General features: G+C 65.6%; 13 protein-coding genes. 11 read left to right on the top strand and 2 right to left on the bottom strand.

From position 1 onward, the window contains the following. Nucleotides 1-31 precede the first annotated feature (31 nt). The 9 genes from KW836_RS05460 to KW836_RS05500 all read left to right on the top strand — a co-directional run bounded on the left by KW836_RS05460 (nt 32) and on the right by KW836_RS05500 (nt 13,153). Nucleotides 32-2,509 carry a hypothetical protein gene (locus tag KW836_RS05460; protein ID WP_218342629.1) on the top strand — a complete coding sequence of 826 codons (2,478 nt, stop codon included), beginning with the start codon at nt 32-34 and terminating at the stop codon, nt 2,507-2,509. Next, on the top strand, nt 2,506-4,563 hold the full coding sequence (locus tag KW836_RS05465) for a glycosyltransferase (protein WP_218342630.1): 2,058 nt from the start codon (nt 2,506-2,508) through the stop codon (nt 4,561-4,563). The genes KW836_RS05460 and KW836_RS05465 overlap by 4 nt, the downstream gene beginning before the upstream one ends. Before the next feature lie 43 nt (nt 4,564-4,606). Then, nucleotides 4,607-5,764 (top strand): polysaccharide biosynthesis/export family protein, encoded by a 1,158-nt coding sequence (locus tag KW836_RS05470; protein ID WP_175122101.1) that lies wholly within the window; start codon nt 4,607-4,609, stop codon nt 5,762-5,764. 7 nt (nt 5,765-5,771) lie between these two features. Continuing rightward, nucleotides 5,772-7,109 carry an ABC transporter permease gene (locus tag KW836_RS05475; protein ID WP_175139490.1) on the top strand — a complete coding sequence of 446 codons (1,338 nt, stop codon included), beginning with the start codon at nt 5,772-5,774 and terminating at the stop codon, nt 7,107-7,109. A 9-nt stretch (nt 7,110-7,118) separates the two neighbouring features. Continuing rightward, nucleotides 7,119-7,835 carry a hypothetical protein gene (locus KW836_RS05480; RefSeq protein WP_056559922.1) on the top strand — a complete coding sequence of 239 codons (717 nt, stop codon included), beginning with the start codon at nt 7,119-7,121 and terminating at the stop codon, nt 7,833-7,835. Nucleotides 7,836-7,956: 121 nt separating this feature from the next. After that, a complete protein-coding gene (locus KW836_RS05485; protein ID WP_175139529.1) occupies nt 7,957-8,988 on the top strand; it encodes a sugar ABC transporter in 1,032 nt (343 codons plus the stop codon). Beyond that, a complete protein-coding gene (locus KW836_RS05490) occupies nt 8,981-10,894 on the top strand; it encodes a tetratricopeptide repeat protein (RefSeq protein WP_218342631.1) in 1,914 nt (637 codons plus the stop codon). The genes KW836_RS05485 and KW836_RS05490 overlap by 8 nt, the downstream gene beginning before the upstream one ends. Before the next feature lie 20 nt (nt 10,895-10,914). Next, nucleotides 10,915-12,123, top strand: a complete 1,209-nt coding sequence (locus tag KW836_RS05495) for a polysaccharide lyase family 1 protein (protein WP_218342632.1) — start codon at nt 10,915-10,917, stop codon at nt 12,121-12,123. A gap of 97 nt (nt 12,124-12,220) precedes the next feature. Further along, the gene (locus KW836_RS05500) at nt 12,221-13,153 is read left to right on the top strand and encodes a glycosyltransferase family 9 protein (protein WP_218342633.1); all 933 of its coding nucleotides are present in this window, start codon (nt 12,221-12,223) and stop codon (nt 13,151-13,153) included. A gap of 99 nt (nt 13,154-13,252) precedes the next feature. Here the strand turns inward: KW836_RS05500 and KW836_RS05505 are convergent, their stop codons facing one another. Beyond that, a complete protein-coding gene (locus KW836_RS05505; RefSeq protein WP_218342634.1) occupies nt 13,253-15,349 on the bottom strand; it encodes a PhoX family phosphatase in 2,097 nt (698 codons plus the stop codon). Between the two features lie 174 nt (nt 15,350-15,523). Next, nucleotides 15,524-15,919 carry a hypothetical protein gene (locus KW836_RS05510; RefSeq protein WP_175139495.1) on the bottom strand — a complete coding sequence of 132 codons (396 nt, stop codon included), beginning with the start codon at nt 15,917-15,919 and terminating at the stop codon, nt 15,524-15,526. Nucleotides 15,920-16,046: 127 nt separating this feature from the next. On the opposite strand from KW836_RS05510, the gene KW836_RS05515 reads away from it, so the two are divergent. Both KW836_RS05515 and KW836_RS05520 read left to right on the top strand, forming a co-directional pair. Next, the gene (locus KW836_RS05515; protein WP_218342635.1) at nt 16,047-16,493 is read left to right on the top strand and encodes a hypothetical protein; all 447 of its coding nucleotides are present in this window, start codon (nt 16,047-16,049) and stop codon (nt 16,491-16,493) included. Between the two features lie 147 nt (nt 16,494-16,640). Further along, nucleotides 16,641-17,078: a carboxymuconolactone decarboxylase family protein gene (locus KW836_RS05520; RefSeq protein ID WP_175139497.1), complete on the top strand. Its 438-nt coding sequence runs from the start codon at nt 16,641-16,643 to the stop codon at nt 17,076-17,078. Nucleotides 17,079-17,368 lie beyond the last annotated feature (290 nt).

A 17,368-nucleotide genomic window follows, 5' to 3' on the forward strand; every position in this document is an offset into this window, starting at 1 on the left:
TCGTAATCCATCAATACAGGAGAGACCCTGAATGACCGCATTTACCATCGCTCCCATCGGAACCTGCCGCATCCACACGCCCCTGCGTGATGCCGTGGGCCGCTACCCGATCAAACTTCAGCTCGGCCGCAACTACGGATTCGTGCACACGGCCGCCGAAGCCCTCCAGCAGGCGCGCTTCATGTTCAGCCAGAGCGACATCCCGGCTGACGTGCAGCGCCTGATCTTCCGTCCGTCCAATGGCGAGCAGGCTCGCCAAGGCACGCACAAGCCGGCTGACCTGTACATGGTCGAGCTGTCCTCGCGCAAGCTGCTGACGATCGACGGCCATCCCATCCAATCGAATTACCTGGTCCGCTACTTCAGCGAGTTCTTTGCCGACCGCACCCGCACCCGCGCGTTCTGGTCGATGGCCGTGGCCGAGCGCCTGGCCGAGCGTCGCGCGCAGCTGGATCAGGATCCGGTCTTCAAGAGCCTGAACAATGAAGACCGGGACCTGCTCGCCCGCGTCGTCAAGCGCGACCAGACGGACGAGGAGATCGAGCAGGAGATGCGCCAGCTCGTCGAGCTGCTGGGCCGCGACAAGGTCGTGTTCGTCACCCACGTCAACGCCCACACCCCGGACAACGTGCCGATCGAACAGCGTCAGCAGCTGATCGCCGCCATCTCCGCCGCCGCGCAGCGCATCGGCGTGCCGTGCTATGACCCGACCCCGCTGATGAACAAGCTGGGCCAGGCCGACGCCATGGAAGACGGCGGGCTGGACCTGACCCACTACACGCCGGCCTTCGCCGAGCGCCTGTACACCGACTGGTACAAGAACTTCATCCGTCCGCGCATGAGCTCCTCGACCCCGCAGGTCTCGGTGCCCAAGCTGGGCGCGGAAGAAAGCGTCGAACGCATCGAGAAGCTGTGGGATTCGGGCGAGCTGCGCGAAGCCTCGCGCCGCGTGCGCGATGTGCTGCGCCGCTACCCCAGCCTGCCGGATCACGTGGTGCTCTTCGCACGCATCCAGGAAGAACTGGGCGACTACGAGGGGTCGTTGGCGCTTCTGGGCAGCGCCGATGCGCTGTCCTCGGGCAGCAAGGCCGAGCAGATCCTGATGCGCAACCAGTTCAAGCTGGGCCGCTACGACGTGGCGTACTCGCTGGCCGCAGGCCTGCTGGGTGACGAGATCGAAACGCCGGAAATCGTCCGCATCGCGGCGGTGTCCGCCGGCCACCTGGGCTATGTGGACGAAAGCCTGGGCAACTGGAAGCAGCTGTTCCGCATCTCCGAACCGACCGACACGATGGCGGTGGAAGCGGCCGACACGGTGCTGTCCCTGCTGCAGACGGGTGGCGACATGGAAGCGGCGATCCGCTGGGTGCACGAAGTGCGCGCGGCGATCCCGAACTACGGCCGCGGCTTTGCCGTGCTGTGGCGCGACCGCCTGCTGGCTGGCGACCGCGACGCGCTGCGCGACCTGGCCGGCGAACAGCCCAAGCTGGAAGAGGGCGACGCGCTGGAGCTGGTCAAGGAAGCCTCGTGGCGCGGTTGCATCATGGCCGCGGCAACGCTGGCAGCCTCTTGCGGCCTGGGCAAGAGCGAGAACGAAGAAATCAGCGCATGGCTGCAATCGCAGTCCGCGACGTGGGCCGAAGAAGGCAACCGCGCGCTGGAGGAAGGACGTCTGCGCGACGCCGCCGAACGCATCTGCGCGCATCGTCTGCTCAACCCCGACGCGCTGGCCGGCGCCCGTGCACAGCGCGCGTTCGAACGCGCCATGCGCCTGGGCGTGCGTGCCGCGCTGGTGGCCGGCAACCACAAGGAAGTGATCGACCTGACCAACCTGGCCATCGACACCAACGTGGACTTCCCCGAACTGCACGCCATGCGTGGCCGCGCGGCTGACGCGCTGGGCGACAAGAAGACGGCGATGCGTCACCTGGAGGTGGCCGCCTCCGGCGATGCCGCCCCGTTCAGCGCCAAGCTGCACTTTGCCCGCGTTGCCTTCAATGGCGGCTGGTTCGGTGAAGCGATCGACGCGTACAAGGATGTGCTGGGTCATTCGGGCGCCGATCAAAGCGCCAAGGACGAAGCCGAACGCCAACTCGGCCGGCTCGGCCCGCGCGCCATCCGTGGCGCTCGCGAGATCCTGTCGAACGGCGATCATCAGGGCGCTTGGAAGCTGCTGGACCGCGTCGCGCAGTCGTGGCCCGGCATGCCGGAAGTGGACCACGAAAAGCGCCGCATCCTGGCCTATCTGTACGCCGAAGCGCGCGCCCTGGAACCGTCCAGCACGACCGAGCGCCTGGCGCTGGGCGAACGCATCGTGTCGCTGGTGCCGGATGATCCCATCGGCCTGCGCCTGGCTGCGGTCGGCGCCATGCGTCTGCACCGCTTCGAGCAAGCCCTGCCGTACTGGAAGCAGTTGCAGGAACGTTCCGAGAACCCGGCGCAGTACGACCACTACATCGAGCGCTGCCTTGTCTGGATCGAGAAGATCAACCGGAGAAAGGCAGCATGAATCCCCCTCTGATAACCGAGCGAGTGGACGCCAAGTCCGATCTTCAGCAAGTTCAAGCGCAGTTGGAGGAAATCGTTGCGGCATCGGGGCGGGTTCAAGTCGCTCAGGACAACCTGGCGCGGGCCAAGCAGCTTGCCCGCGATCACATGGAAGACTCGAAGGTCCGCTTCCTCCTGCTCCGCCTGCAGGAGTCGGCGGGCCTGAACGAGGGCATGGCCGAGCAGTGGGCCACGCTGCTCGAGGAGTGCCCGGATGACCTGCAGATCGTGCGCTACTGCGCGACGCGGCTGGTGAAGGAACGGCACCTGGACGAAGCCATGGCGCTGGTCGACCGTCACCTGCCGGCCGAGACGACGAATCCGGACCGCCTGTTTGCGCGGGCGAAGCTGCTGAGCGACATCCGCGCGCACGAGCAGTCGGACGCGCTGTTCCGGCGTCTGATCTCGCAGCACACGGATCGCAACATGCGCGTGGAGTTCGCCAAGCGCCTGCGCAAGCGCGGCCTCCTGGCCGATGCGTGGGACGCGATCGCGCCCGTGGCCAAGCACCTGACGCCCGGCAGCAAGGCGGCCGAACTGGCCGAGGGTCTGGCCAGCGACTACGCGTTCTATCAGCGCTTCGAATCCGAAGAGTCGCTGGCGGGCAAGGACGTGCGCATCGTGTCGATGAAGCACGCGATCCTGCACTTCCGCAACCGCAAGATCGCCGAAAACACGCCGGACAAGCCCGTGTCGGTGGCGCTGGTCACCGGCAGCCTGGGACCGGGCGGCGCCGAGCGCCAGCTGACCCGTCTGGCGGGCGAGCTGACCCGCCTGGCCGCGTCGCCGGAACTGCAGCCGCCCGACATCCTGATGCGGCCCAAGAAGGTCGAGGTGCTGGTCAAGCAGCACACCGAGCCGTCCGGGTCGCCCAAGAAACAGGACGACTTCTTCCTGCCGGTGCTCATCAAGGCGCAGATTCCGGTCACGGAGATCAACCGCCTGCCGGCCATCTCGGTGGCGCACCAGTCCGTGCCGGAAGGCCACCTGGGCCGCCTGCTGGAACAGCTGCCTCCGCCGGTTCACTACGGCGTGACGCGCCTGGCGCCGGTGCTGCGCGCCAACCGTTTCGACGTGGTCAGCCTGTGGCAGGACGGCACGTGCCTCTTTGGCGCTCTGGCGGCGCTGTTGGCCGGCACGCCGACGATCCACCTGGTGTTCCGCGGCCTGCCCCCGAACATCCGCAAAGACCGTTTCCGCGAAGAGTATCCCGAGCTGTTTCAGGCGCTGGCCCTCGTGCCGGGCGTGGTGTTCGTGAGCAACAGCCGCAAGGCCGCGGAAGCGTACGCCGAGTGGCTGGACCTGCCGCTGGAACGCTTCCACATCCTGTACAACGGCGTGCCGGATCTGGCGACCGATGCCTCGGACGCCGACAAGGCCAAGTGGGAAGCCTTCCACGAGCGCACCAAGGACGCCACCGAGACGATCGGCGGCGTGTTCCGCCTGGAGCCGGACAAGCGTCCGCAGCTCTTCATCAAGTTGGCGGCGCTTTACCTGAAGGAACGGCCCCAGGCGCGCTTTTTCCTCGTGGGCGACGGACGCCTGCGCGAGAACATCGAGGCGCTGGCGCTGGAGCACGACGTGCTGGAGCGCCTGTTGCTGGTGGGGCTGTCGAATCACGTGGGCTTCTGGTATTCGAAGATGGACGCCAGCGTGCTGTTGTCGCGCTACGAAGGCCTGCCGAATGTGCTGATCGAGGCCCAGTTGCTGGGCGTGCCGGTGATTTCCACGCCGGCCGGCGGCGCGGAAGAGTGCTTTGTCGAGGACGAGACGGGCCACCTGCTCAGCTGCGTGGATCATCCCGACATGCACGAGGCCTGCGAGAAGGTCCTGAACATGGTGGACCAGGTGCGCAGCAATGCGGACATGCGGGCAAATAGCCGCCAGCGGGCGCAGAAGCTGTTCTCGCTGGACGCGATGCTCACGAAGTTCATGAGCATCTGCATGCCCGCCATGACCGAGTCCGAGAACGACGAGCGCATTGACGTTGCGCCCAAGCGCCTGATGCAGGCGTGACGGGTAGTTGCTCTTTTTAAAAGTGCTGAAGTTGAAGGAACCTATGCTAATGAACGTCCCGGCCCTGGGCGCGCGGCGCCATGCGACGCTTGCCATGCTGCTGCTTGCAGCGCTGACACTCACGGGTTGCCAGCTCCCACGGTCCGGCCCGATGCTTAGCGAAATGACAGGGGCTCACGATGACAAGGACGTCATCGTGATGCCCGTGTCGCGCGAACTCGCGCGAAAGAGTCGGGTGCCCGATGTGGCGGACTTTCCGGTGCGCTACCGCGATCTGACGCAGGCAGGTTTCGACAAGCTGGTGCCGGGTGACGGCATCAACGTGAAAGTGTGGGAACGCGGCGGTCTCGGCGTGTTCGCCGCGGACCCGTCCGGCGTCAGTGATCTGGGTAACCAGGACATCGACAGTGCCGGCAACGTTACGTTTCCCATCATCGGGAAGTTCCGCGCCGAGGGCCTGACGCTCGGCAAGTTGCATGACGCCATCGTGGCGCGGCTGAGCAAGCTCGTGGTCGGCGCCGACGTCAGCGTCACGCGCGCGGCCGACGCGCGCGGGCAGATGGTGACGGTGCAGGGCAATCTGACCAAGCCCGGCATGTACCCCATCACGCAGACCGCCCAGCGCCTGAGCAGCGCGTTGGCGCAGGCCGCGCCGGTGCAGACCAACCCCGAACAGCTCATCATCAGCCTGCGCCGCGACAGCCAGGTGGCCTCGGTGCGGCTGGCCGACATCTACCGCAACCAGAACAACGACATCCTGCTGCGCTCGGGCGATGTGATCACCGCCTACGACGCCAAGGAATTCCTGACCGTGCTCGGCGCGGCCGGCCAGCAGGGCCGCGTGGAAATCAGCAAGCGCAATTACAGCGTGCTGGACGCGCTGGCGGACTCGCGCGGCCTGGACGACAAGCTGGCCGATCCGCGTTCGGTGTTCCTGTTCACGCCCGCGCAAGCGGGGGCCGAAGGCAAGCCGGACTTGCTGCCCGTCGTGTACCAGTTCGACCTCACGCGGCCGGAGCAGGTGGCGCTGGCCCGCGAGTTCACGGTGCATGAAGGACAGGCCATCTACATCTCGGACGCGCCGTTCACGCAGGTGCAGAAGGTGCTGTCGGCCTTCCGCGTCACGATGAGCGCCGGCTTCAGCGCCACGCGAGCCATCGACAGCGATTCGGGCGGCGGTTCGACCGGCGTTGCCCAATAACGCGTCCATGAGCAACGAGGATCGGATAAAGGGCTGGCGCTCGCGCCGGAAGGACAACAGCTACACGGTGGGGTCTGGCGTCGCCAACTGGCGGCTGGATCCGGCCGCGCTGTTCGAAGCCAAGGCTCCGCCGGGCGTGCTGTTCAAGCCGCTGCTGGCCCGCCTGCAGGGCGAGCCGCACGACTCCGTCGCGGCGCGGCGGGCGGTGTACGAGGCCGTGCAGGCGGAGCTGGACGCCGAGATCGTGCGCAGCCAGGTCGACGAGACCCTGGCGGACTTCTCCCGGCGGCGCCTGCGCATCATCGTGCGCCTGCTGGAGCAGGACATCCGCGCGGGCGTCGAGGTGTTTGCGCCGGGCTACATGCCGGCCAAGCTGGTGGCCGAGGATGAGCGGCTGGCGGTCGCGCATGCCCGCCGCGTGGAACGTCGCAAGCAGGACGAGGCGCGTGAAGCGCGCCGCCATGCGTCACGCAATGACATCGCGCTGGAAATCGAGGTTGCGCAGAGCGAAGCGGGTGATCTCGCGATCCTGCGCGACCGGCTGCGCTCCCTGCATAAGGGGCATTCGGAGGACACCGCCGGCCATCGGCCGATCGGCCGCACGCTGATGGCGATGTTCATCTACCAGCTGCGCGTGATGCACGGCGAAAGCCGCATCGCGCTGGTGTGGGCGCTGGTCGGCCCTGTCGTGCTGCTGACCCTGATTTCGTCGCTGTACATCCTGATGGGCACGCACTACATCCTGGGGATGGACGTGCAGACGTTCTCGCTGCTGGGCGCGACGACCTGGATCATGTTCCGTCAGATCGCGTTCCGCAGCAGTACGGCGTATGTCTCGGCACGCGGCCTGCTGAATTTTCAGGGCGTCACGCCGCTGATGTGCGCGCTGGTGCAGGCCATGATCTACGTATCGGTGTATGTGGTGGTGTTTGGGGTGCTGATCACCGCGGGCCACGCGATCGGGCTCATCACGCTGCCCAAGAGCTGGGCCGGCTTCATTCTTTTTGTGGTCCTGATGGGCGTGGCGGGCGCGGCGATGGGGGTGCTGTTCGGGTCGATTGCGACCTACTGGCACTTCTTCCTGCGGCTGGCGCCGATCATCGAGCGCTTCCTGCAGATCTTCGCGGCGGTGTTCTTCGTGTCGGAGCAGTTTCCCGAGCAATTGCGGCCGTGGATGCTGTGGTCGCCACTGGCGCACGGCATGCAGTTGCTGCGCTCGGCGTACTTCCATGCGTACGAGTCGCACGATGCCAGCCTGGGTTACTTCCTGACCTCGCTGGTGTTCATGATGGTGATCGCGCTGGTGGCAGAGCGCCTGGCCCGTCCCAACGTTCAGCCAATGTGAGGGTGAAAGATGATCCATCTCAATGGCGTAACCGACGAACCCTATTCCTTCGGCAGCAGGCAGCCGCTGCTGGCCAACGCCACGCTCGACATCCCGGCCGGGCGCTATGCGCTGCTGTCGCCCGCGCCGGAGATGCACCGCCAGCTCGTGGACGTGCTGTGCTGTCTGCGTCCGCCGCGGCAGGGCTTCGTCAAGCACGACGGCAATGTGTCGTGGGCGATCGGCCGGCAGGGTTTCATCCGCGGCAAGGCCAGCGGGCTGTCCATGATCGATTTCGTCAGCGAAATGTACGAGATCGACCCCGACGCCACTTATGAACTGGTCGCGGACCTGATCAGCGATCCGAAGATGCTGGCCAAGCCCATGGAGCATTGGCCGCTTTATGTGCGGCAGGAGTTTTCGTTCGCGCTGGCGCTGGCGCCCGCGTTCGATGTCTACGTGATCGAAGGGAGCATCCCCTTCGAGCCCTGCCGTTTCACCCGGCTCTGGCTGGCGCTTTTTGAAGAGCGCCTGGTCGGCCGGACACTCATTTTTTCCAGTTATCGCCAGAATCAGTTGGCGGATTATTGCTTCAAAGGCTTGATCTATGAACGAAGCGCGCTCAGCATCGACGACGACCTCGACCAGTGCCTCCGCAGGTATCCCCCGCGACGATCACGGAGCGACTCCGGCACAGGCGACGACGTCCTCGGAGGCGGCTTCGACGAAGGCCAACTCGGGTTCTGACGGCGGATCCGAGATCGAACGCCGCCGCCGCGAACGGCAGTCGGCGCTGCGCGAGCGCCGCCGCCATCGCTGGATCAACGCGGTGATCGTGCTGGTGCCGGTGGTGCTGGCGGTGATCTACCTGTTGATCGTCGCCACGCCGCGCTATGAGGCGGAGTCGCGGTTCTTCGTGCAGTCGGCGTCCGGCCAGCAGGGCGGCGGCGGCGCGGCCGCCAGTCTGCTCACGACGGGCAACTCGGGCGGCATGCTCGGCGGATTCGTCGATGGCTGGGCAGTTGCGGACTTTCTGAAGTCGCGCGACAGCATGCAGCAGCTGGACAAGAAGGTCGGCCTGCGCCGCTATCTGATGAACGATGGGCTGGACCCGTTCAACCGTCTGGCCGAGGATTCCAGCGAAGACGATCTGTACCGCGCCTATCAGGCGTCGGTGCACGTGTCGTTCAACGCGCTGGAGCAGATCGACGTGCTGCGCGTCAGCGCGTTCTCGTCGGAAGACGCGGCCACGCTGTCCCGGGAGCTGATCGGCCTGGCCGAGCAGTTCGTCAGTTCGATGAACGAGAAGGGCGTGGCGGACAAGCTGAAGGTGAGCGAAGAGTCGGTCAAGTTTGCCGAGGAGAAGGCGCTGGCCGCGCGCGACGCGCTGACCACGTGGCGCACCAAGCACGGCAACATCGACCCCAGCGCGACGGTGTCGATGCTGCTGAACCTGTCCAGCCAGCTTGAAGGAGAGCTGAGCACCGCGCAGATCAATCTGGACAAGATCCGCGCGCTGGATAACAAGGACCATTTCATGCTCAAGCCTGCGCAGATGCAGGTGGCGGCCCTGAAAAAGCGGCTTGCATCCGTACGCCAGCGCCTGAGCGGCGACGGCAATACGGAAGCCAAGCAACTGAAGGAATACGAGGCGCTGCGCAATGCCCAGGTGTTTGCGGATTCCAACCTGACGCTGGCGCAGCAGTCGTACCAGCAGGCGATGACGGACGCGCTGCGCCTGCAGCGGTATCTGTCGATCATCGCGCAGCCGGTGCCGACGGATCGGCCCAGCAGCCCGCGCACCGGCATCCTGCTGTTGCAGGCGCTGGCACTGGGATTTGTGCTCATGTTCATCGCTCGCGTCGCGATGGCTTTGTTGAGGGGGCTGCGTCATGGTTGATACGGTCATTGAAAGCCGCCGGCCGGACGCCGGCGCCGAACCGCAGGACGCCACGGCGCGCCTGCGCGAGGTCATCGGACAGATCCGCGCGTCGGCAGACCCGGCGAGCGGCATGGCCGCGCTGGAACCGGCGCTGCGCCCGGCCAAGGACGGCTGGCGCGAGGTCCGGCGGCTGCTGGTCTCGCCCGACGTGAAAGAGGGCAAGCTGGCCTCTGCCATCGCGGCGCTGGAAACGCTTGTCGCGGTGTATCCCGCGCGGGTCGACGACAGGCGCCTGCTCGCCAGTTTGCTTGGCCGCCTGGAGCAGTGGGACAGGGCGATCGCCGAAGCCGATGCCGCCGCCGGCATCGAGCCCGGCAATGCGTCGCTGCATGCCGCGCGCATCCAGATGCGTGTGCAGGCGGGACGCGTGCCCGAGGCGGCGGAAGTTGCCCGCACGACCCTGTCGCTGGCGCAGAGCGCGCCCGAAGACGCTTATGCGTGGATGATGGCCTTTGTGCGCAATGGGGACGTCGCCGAAGCCTCTGGCATCGCGGCGTCACTGGATCCGGACAAGCTGCCCAATGAACGCGTGGCGACGATGGCGGTGCGCGCGTTGCTGGCCGACGGCCGCACGGCGGCTGCAATTCGTCTGGGCGACGGCGCGCTGCGCGCGGGCCAGGATTGCGCGGCGCTGCGATCGTCGCTGGGATTGGCGCATCTGCGGCGCGGCACCGAAGACGATCGCAAGATCCATGCGCTGACGCACTTCGAAGCCGGCCTGCAGGCCGCGCCCGACGACGTGCGGCTGCTGACGCTGCACGGCGAAACCCTGCTGCGCGCCGGACGCTACAAGGATTCCGTGGCGCCCTTGGCGCGCGCCATCGAACTGGCGCCGGATCTTGAGCAGACGCGGGGCCTGTACGCCCGCGCGCTGCGCTACACCTTGCAGTACGACGCGGCGGCCGAGCAGATGATGTTCCTGCTGAAGAAGTCGCCGGACAACTTGCTGTGGCAGCGGTCCGCCATTGGCGCGCTGTCGCAGGCCGGGCGCAAGGACGAGGCCGAGGCGCTGTTCGAGCAATACGTCGCCAAGCGTGGCGCGCGGCTGCCGGAGACCTTCCAGGAAGCGTTGGCGCGCATGGAAGAACAACTCGACACCGCGCCGATTCCGCAGGCGCGGCTGGACTGGGCCTGGTCGATGCGCGGCGACACCAGCATCGATCGCGCGACGTGGGAACGCCGCGCGCGCTGGGGTCACATGATCGACCATCTGCTGTTCGACTGGCTCGAATGCCGCGAGGAGCGCGTCGAAGAGGCGATGGCCATGCTGGGTGAGCTGGATACCGGCGAGCGCTTCTTCGCGCCGCTGCTTGCCGCCGGCCGCGGCGTCGTGGTCGCCACTGCGCACGTCGGGCCGATGTATGCGGGCCTGATGGCGCTGGAACTGGTCGGCATTCCGTCGCGCTGGCTGGCGTCGGCGCCCAGCATCGCCCGCAGCAGTTACGCCGAGGCGCTGATCTCGACGGCCGACCAGACCGAGGCGCAGGTCGCCAAGGCCTGCATGCGCGCGATCAACTCGGGCTTTGTGCTGTGCCTGGCCATCGACGGCGCGGCGAATCCCGCCGCGCCGCGCACGACTTTCGAAGGCCAGGACGTCACGTATTCCGGATTCGCGGCGCATCTGGCGCACCGGATGGGCGTGCCGTCGGTGTTCTACGCGCCCCGTTGGGAGAACGGGCAGGTGGCCTACACGCTGGAAATGCTGCCGGCCGCCAATCCCGGCGAGGACGCGGACGCGTACGCGCAGCGCTGGCAAAAGGCGTACTTTGAACGGCTGCGCGAGCATCTTGCCGGCCCGCCGGAGAACCTGCGGTTGAGCGGCGGCATCTGGCGCCATGTGACGGCGGCGGATCCGTCCGCGTGAAATTTGAGGGAGCGGTTGCGATGCGACTACGAAAGACAGTGATGGTGTGGCTGCTGACGCTGACCGGCTTGTATGGCGGGGCAGCGGCAGCAAGCGGGCAATGCGCGGCGCCCGATGAACACTGCCCGTTCGTAGCCAGCTTGCTGGCGCAGCGCGAAGGATATGGCGCCAAAGCCACGGGCGGTCTGGGCGGCAAATTCATCGAGGTGACTTCGGACCAGGACGCCGGACCCGGTACGCTGCGCGCCGCGCTGGCGCAGGCCCGCAAGGGACCGGCATGGATACGCTTCGCGTCCGACATGACGATCGTCCTGAAAACCCAGTTGCGCGTGCCGTCCAACACGACCATTGACGGCCGCGGCAAGCGTGTCGCCCTGATCGACGACGGCCTGGGCGTGTATGGCGCGAAGAACGTCATCCTGACGCATCTGACAATCGACGGGCGGCTCACGCGGCTTACGCAGGCCGTGAATGTGGCCAACGACAGCCGCGATGTGTGGGTCGACCACATGGACCTGTCGCGGATGTCGGACCGCCTGCTGAACGTGAAGAACGGCTCGACCGACGTGACGATCTCGTGGACGAAGTTCCACAACTCGAACAAGGTCATGCTGCTGAACAACATCACGTCCAAGAATCTGTTCCAGAACTACGAGCGCGATTCGATTGCGCGCGTGACGCTGCATCACAACTATTTCTTCAACACCGTGCAGCGCAATCCGCGCGCGCAGTTCGGCACCTTCCACCTGTTCAATAACCTGCTCGAAAACTGGGACTTCTACGGCATGAGTTTCAGCCTGGAGGCCAAGGCGCTGGTCGAAGGCAACATCTTCAACAACGACGCGCAGCGCAAGTGCGTCGAGCCCGAGTTCTACCCCACGGTGGAAGGCATCAACGTCAACTACTGCCGCTACATCCCGATTGCGCCGGCACGCAGCGCACTGGACAACGGCGACTCCGATCGCGGCGCCTATGAAAAGCGCAAGGCGGATCACGGCTACACCCGCGATTTCAAGGCCTTTCTGCGGTTGAAGGACAACCTGTATCTGGGCGATGCCAAGCCGGTGCTCAAGGACTATCGCCCCGAGTCGGCGCCGACGCCGCCTTACTGCTACGGCTACGAGAAAGCGACGCCCGAACTGGCCGAGAAGATTCGCAAATTTGCCGGTAATACGTCGGGCGATACGCCCTTGCCGGCAACGCGCACCGGCGCGGGTTGCCCGGGCTGAGGTATGCTCGTCCACGCGTTGATTTCGGAGTTTTCTGATTGTGCGCGTTTCTACAAGAAATCAGGATTTCTTGCGTGATTTCATCAGGTGAGGAACCATGTCCGACATCGTCGTATTCGTTCGTAACAAAGCACGCTTTGGCGACCAGATCGTGGCGTTTCCTGCGCTGTACCAGGTCAAGAAACTGTGGCCGGACAAGCGTGTCCGCGTCGTCTCGCGGTTTGACGTGGAGGCCTTCTATACGCAGCTGCCATGGGTGGATCAGTTCGTCCGCGCAGAAGCATTCGGCGATCAGGTCAAGGCGCTGCCCCCACGCGCCAGCGCGTCGTTGACGCTGCATCATTCCAGCGAGCGCTTTGCGCTCATCAACCTGCTGCGCCGGCCCACGTTGCGGCTGGGCTTCAGCAACCGCCGGCTCGGCGACTGCGTCTGGACGCACTCCCACGCCAAGGACGTCCGCGAATACATCGGCCTGGCAAACCTGCGGTTGCTGGCCACGCTGCAGGAACACGATCCCGAAGCGATTGCGCGCCAGTGCTTCGTCGAAATCGGCCGATCCTGTGCGGGCAAGGTGCAGCCGGCCGACATCGTCCTGATTCCTGGCGGCGGCGCCGGGCAGTTCAAGCGGTGGTCGCTGGATCATTATGTTGCGCTAGCCGACCTGCTGCAGGCGCGGCTGGGCGGGACCGCCAATTTCACGTTTGTCCTGGGTCCGGCCGAAGCGGCCGAGCGCCAGCGCCTGAAAGACATGAATCGGCCGGACTTCCGCCTGGAGTGCTCCCGCTCCGTGGCCGAGCTGGTCGCACTGATGCAGGACGCCCGACTGATCGTCTCCAACGACTGCGGCCCTTCGCATATCGCGCAGGGGCTTTGCGTGCCCTACGTGGGCGTGTTCAACGAATCGAATCCCGAATGGTTCTGGGCGCGCGATTACACCCGCGACGTCGTGCCGGAAGCAGGATCGAAAGCGATCAATTCGATTCATCCGGGGCGTGTGTTCGAGGCTTGCATGGCGGTGCTGGCCCGCTAGCAGTCTCACGCGGCCCGCCAATGAAAAACAGCCACCCGATCCGGGTGGCTGTTGTCTTTCGGCGTTCAGGGTGGGCGGGTCACCCCGGATGACTTGTCATCACACCCCGATCGGACCGCCGTCGGCACGACGGATCACCACCGTCGACGAACGCGGGCGGACGACGCCCGTGGTGGCGGTGGTTGCATCTTCCGTGTCGTAGGCCGGCCAGTTCACCGGGTGCTGGATGTTCAGGAAGATGCTGGTGTAGTCCGGCGTGAAGGCAAAGCCCGTGACTTCGGCTTCGTTCGGGCCGACAAAGAAGCGGCGCAGGTCGGCCTGGTTGGTCGCGTTGATGGCGGGGCCCGTGCCGGTGCTGTCGGCCAGCGCGCCGGGGATCACGGCCAGCATCTGGTCGTTGGTTGCCTTGGCCACGTTGTTGTTGCGGCCGCCGTCGATGCCGTTGTCGGTCTGGATCCACAGGATGCCCCGCGGGTCGATGCCGATGCCGTCCGGGCTGGCCAGCTGGTTCAGCGTGGTCAGGCCGGAACGGTTGGTGTCGGCGTCGGCGCCGGCGTCGGAGCCAAACACGAAGATGTCCCACTTGAACTTGGTCGAGCCCGGCTCGTCGTGCCAGCGCACGATGTGACCGTTGACGTTGTTCAGGCGCGGATTGGCCGGGTTGGTGCCGCGGCTGGCGTTGCGGCTGGAGTTGTTCGTCAGCGTCAGGTAGATGTCGCCGTTGGTCGGGTGCGTGGCCGTCCATTCCGGGCGGTCCATCGGCGTGGCGCCGACGAAGTCCGCGGCGCCGCGGGTGTTGATGATGATGTTTTCGAGGCTGCCGAACTCATCGGCCAGCGTGCGGCCGCCGGCGCCCACGGTCGTGCCGGTGAGCGCGATCCATTGGCCCGTGCCATCGGCGTCAAAGCGCGCGACGTACAGCGTGCCCTTGTCCAGGTACTTCGCGCCCACCGCGAGACGATCGGTGCGCTCGGCGTCCTTCGGATCCCACACGGCTTCCGACACGAAGCGATAGATGTATTCAAAGCGCGAATCGTCGCCGCTGTAGAAGGCGAGCGGCTTGCCGGCTTCGGGCAGGCCGTAGGCGCAGCCTTCGTGCGCGAAGCGGCCGAGCGCGGTGCGCTTGGTGGCAATGCTGTTCTCGTTGTAGGGATCGATTTCGACCAGGTAGCCGAAGCCGTTGACCTCGTTGCGATAGTCCTGCGTGAAGTCGGCGCCGGTCTCGGTGATGTTGAAGCGCGCGAATTCGCCCTGGACTTCCAGCGGGTCGTTGGCGCCCGTTTCCCATTCGTAGCGGCCCTTGTCGTTCGGCACGCCGACGCGCTGCTGGTGCGCGGGACGCGTGCCGGTGTTCACGAAGCACGCGGCCCAGTTTTCTTCGGCCGTGATGTACGTGCCCCACGGGGTGTAGCCGTTGCCGCAGTTGTTGTTGGTGCCGCGCACCATCGTGCCGTTGGGCGAGTACGGGGTCTTGACCCAGTCCGTGCCGCCGACGGGGCCGGCCAGTTTCATCGGCGTGGCCGACGTGAAGCGGCGGTTGTAGCGCGAGTTGTGAACGATGGTCCAGCGGCCGTTCTCAAGGCGCACGTGCAGGATTGCGACGCCGTGCGCGTTGATTTCCTTGCGGATTTCCTCGATGGGGCGCTTGCCGGCGACGGTGGTTGCGCCGTTCGGGTGCAGCGCCTTCTGGTCGATGTATTCGTGGTTGACCGCCAGCAGGCCCTCGGTGGAGCTGCCGTTGATCGGGAAGAAGTGCATGCCGTCGTGGTGCATGCCGGTAGAGTTCAGCAAGTCAGTCGAGCTGTTGTTGCCGTTGCGGTCCCACGGATTCGCGTTGTCGTTGAACGGCGTGCCCCACGGTGCGAACACATGGGCGATGTAGCCGGCCGGCACGACACAGGCGTCGGTCATGGAGGTGGGCAGGGACTCGAAGCCCAGCTTGACCGGGGCCGGCGCCGGAGGCGTCTCCGTGCCGGGCTGTTCCGGCGCGGGGTTCTGGCCACCGTTGCCGGCATCGTCGTCATCGTCGTCGCTGCCATTACAGCCGGCAAGACCGAGGCTGGTCATCGTCGCGAACGCAGCGGCGATACCGCCGCGCATCACCATGCGGCGGGACATGTTCTTTTCGAGAATCTCGCTGAACGGGGTGCTCTTGCTGGGATTGCGGACGGTCTTGTCGGAGATGGACTTGCTCATTTGAACTCCTGGCTTTGGGTCTGATGCCCGATGGGGACGAGCAATACTAGAAGTCCGAAATGAAAGGTTAATGACAGATGACTGAAACCTGTTGCGCCTGCGCCATCTTGTCCAAAACAAAAGGCTGACGCCGCGTGCGCGGGCGTCAGCCTGTGGATGCAAGGGCGGGCGTGCTTACCGGTTTTCGTCGTCCATCGTCAGCGCGCCGTCCTTCATGATGCCTTGCGCGATTTCTTCGGCGGACTTGCCCGCAAAGCCATGCTCGCCCGCGGTGATGCGCAGGCTGTCGCCGTCCAGCGGGCTCATCAGCGTGGCCGAGGACAGCAGAATGCCGTTTGCGCGAAACTGCACGCGCTGGCCCACGCGCTCGCGCGTGAAATTCGCCAGCGTCTTGACGCTGTCAGGCTTGAGCTTGATGTCGACGACGCGCGCGTTCGTGTGCGGATCGGCGCCGGGCGTGACCTGCTCGACCTGCAGCGTGACGGACTCGGCGTGGGCGGCGAAGGGCAGGGCGGCGGCGAGCGCCGCGGCCAGTGCGCTGGCCAGAACAGGATGTCGCATTGATGGCATGGGGACGCTCCTTCTGATGGACGACGCTCCATCCTATACGGATCGCGGCAGACGGGGATGACCGTCTGATATATTCCTGACGAAATTTTGCCGGCGTGCGCCACGCTGGCGCCGGTGAGGAGTGACCATGATTGCACGCGCCACCTGTCTGTTGTTCATCGCCCTGCTGGCCAGTACTGCGCAGGCCGGCTCCGCGCCCGCATCGCTGTCGTGCATATCAGAGAGCGGCAAGGTGGCGTTGAAGGGCGACATTCCTTCTCCGTCTTCCGAAGAACTGGCGCTGACGCTGACCTATGCGACGGCCACGCTGTCGTTCACGTCGGATGAGGCGCCCGGTTATGTCGTCGCCAATTTCCCGCAGTCGGTGTTCACGCTGGTCGCGCCGACGGATGGACAGGCGCTGACGCTGTATGCGCTGCCGTCCACCGTGGCTGTGAAAAAGACGGCTGATGGCGACATGGCCGGCACGTTCCAGGCCCGGCTGCTGGGTCCGCGTCCCGGCGGCAAGGCGGCCAGCGGTTATCCGGCGCCCCTGCAAGCCACGTTGAACTGCGACTACCGGTATTCGCTGTAAACCGCGCGCCGGCGTCATCAGCCCTTCCTCGTTTTGCGTGAAGCTGCGGGATTTGACGGGCGGGATGCCGCACGCCCACAATCGGCCGAACGACCACCCGCAGGCGGATCTTCGATTTCCGCCGCCACCATCCCGGAGGAACATCCCATGGCAGACGCTGACCCCAAAACCCAGACACCAACCCAGGCGGAAACCCAGGCGCTGTTCGACCAAGGTCTGGAACTGCGCCGTGAAGTGCTCGGCGCCGACTATGTGGATGGCTCGATCGCGCGCGCCAACGATTTCATGATGGCGTTCCAGCACATCACGACTGAATGGTGCTGGGGCTACACCTGGGGCCGCCCCGGGCTCGAGAAGAAGACGCGCAGCATGCTCAACCTTGCCATGCTGACGGCGCTGAACCGGCCCGCCGAGATCAAGCTGCACGTCAAGGGTGCGCTGAACAACGGTGTGACGGTCGAGGAAATCAAGGAGATCCTGCTGCAGGCCACGGTCTATTGCGGCATTCCCGCGGGCCTGGACGCTTTCAAGGTGGCCAACCAGGTGCTGGAAGAGGAAGGCGCGTTCAAGGCGCAGCAGGGATGACTCGCCCCGGCACTGGGCCGGGGCGCCCTTGAAGCAGGGGGAAAACTGAAAGCGGCGGGAAGAACGGCGGATTTCACGCGGTTCTTTCCTGCTTGCCCGCATCGGGAGCGGGCTATGATGACTTGTAATCCGATGTGTTACAAGTACAAAAATTTTGAAATAACCGGCACATGTTTCGCTGCGGGCTTGCGCGCACGGCGAGACTGCGTCTGACATCACGCGTTTGCGCCTTGGGCGCTGACGCATTTTCCGGCATAGTTTGTGACGGCAAGGCCCGGCCGGGTTCCGTC

This window comes from Achromobacter sp. ACM05 (genome assembly GCF_019218915.1).
GTDB lineage: Bacteria > Pseudomonadota > Gammaproteobacteria > Burkholderiales > Burkholderiaceae_B > Achromobacter > Achromobacter animicus.

What these genes read in the sequence shown, in the direction of transcription:
- KW836_RS05470 (WP_175122101.1), top strand. Translation starts at nt 4,607, where the DNA reads ATGCTAATGAACGTCCCGGCCCTGGGCGCGCGGCGCCATGCGACGCTT.
- KW836_RS05460 (WP_218342629.1), top strand. Translation starts at nt 32, where the DNA reads ATGACCGCATTTACCATCGCTCCCATCGGAACCTGCCGCATCCACACG.
- KW836_RS05500 (WP_218342633.1), top strand. Translation starts at nt 12,221, where the DNA reads ATGTCCGACATCGTCGTATTCGTTCGTAACAAAGCACGCTTTGGCGAC.
- KW836_RS05475 (WP_175139490.1), top strand. Translation starts at nt 5,772, where the DNA reads ATGAGCAACGAGGATCGGATAAAGGGCTGGCGCTCGCGCCGGAAGGAC.
- KW836_RS05495 (WP_218342632.1), top strand. Translation starts at nt 10,915, where the DNA reads ATGCGACTACGAAAGACAGTGATGGTGTGGCTGCTGACGCTGACCGGC.
- KW836_RS05505 (WP_218342634.1), bottom strand. Translation starts at nt 15,349, where the DNA reads ATGAGCAAGTCCATCTCCGACAAGACCGTCCGCAATCCCAGCAAGAGC.
- KW836_RS05480 (WP_056559922.1), top strand. Translation starts at nt 7,119, where the DNA reads ATGATCCATCTCAATGGCGTAACCGACGAACCCTATTCCTTCGGCAGC.
- KW836_RS05510 (WP_175139495.1), bottom strand. Translation starts at nt 15,919, where the DNA reads ATGCCATCAATGCGACATCCTGTTCTGGCCAGCGCACTGGCCGCGGCG.
- KW836_RS05465 (WP_218342630.1), top strand. Translation starts at nt 2,506, where the DNA reads ATGAATCCCCCTCTGATAACCGAGCGAGTGGACGCCAAGTCCGATCTT.
- KW836_RS05520 (WP_175139497.1), top strand. Translation starts at nt 16,641, where the DNA reads ATGGCAGACGCTGACCCCAAAACCCAGACACCAACCCAGGCGGAAACC.
- KW836_RS05515 (WP_218342635.1), top strand. Translation starts at nt 16,047, where the DNA reads ATGATTGCACGCGCCACCTGTCTGTTGTTCATCGCCCTGCTGGCCAGT.
- KW836_RS05490 (WP_218342631.1), top strand. Translation starts at nt 8,981, where the DNA reads ATGGTTGATACGGTCATTGAAAGCCGCCGGCCGGACGCCGGCGCCGAA.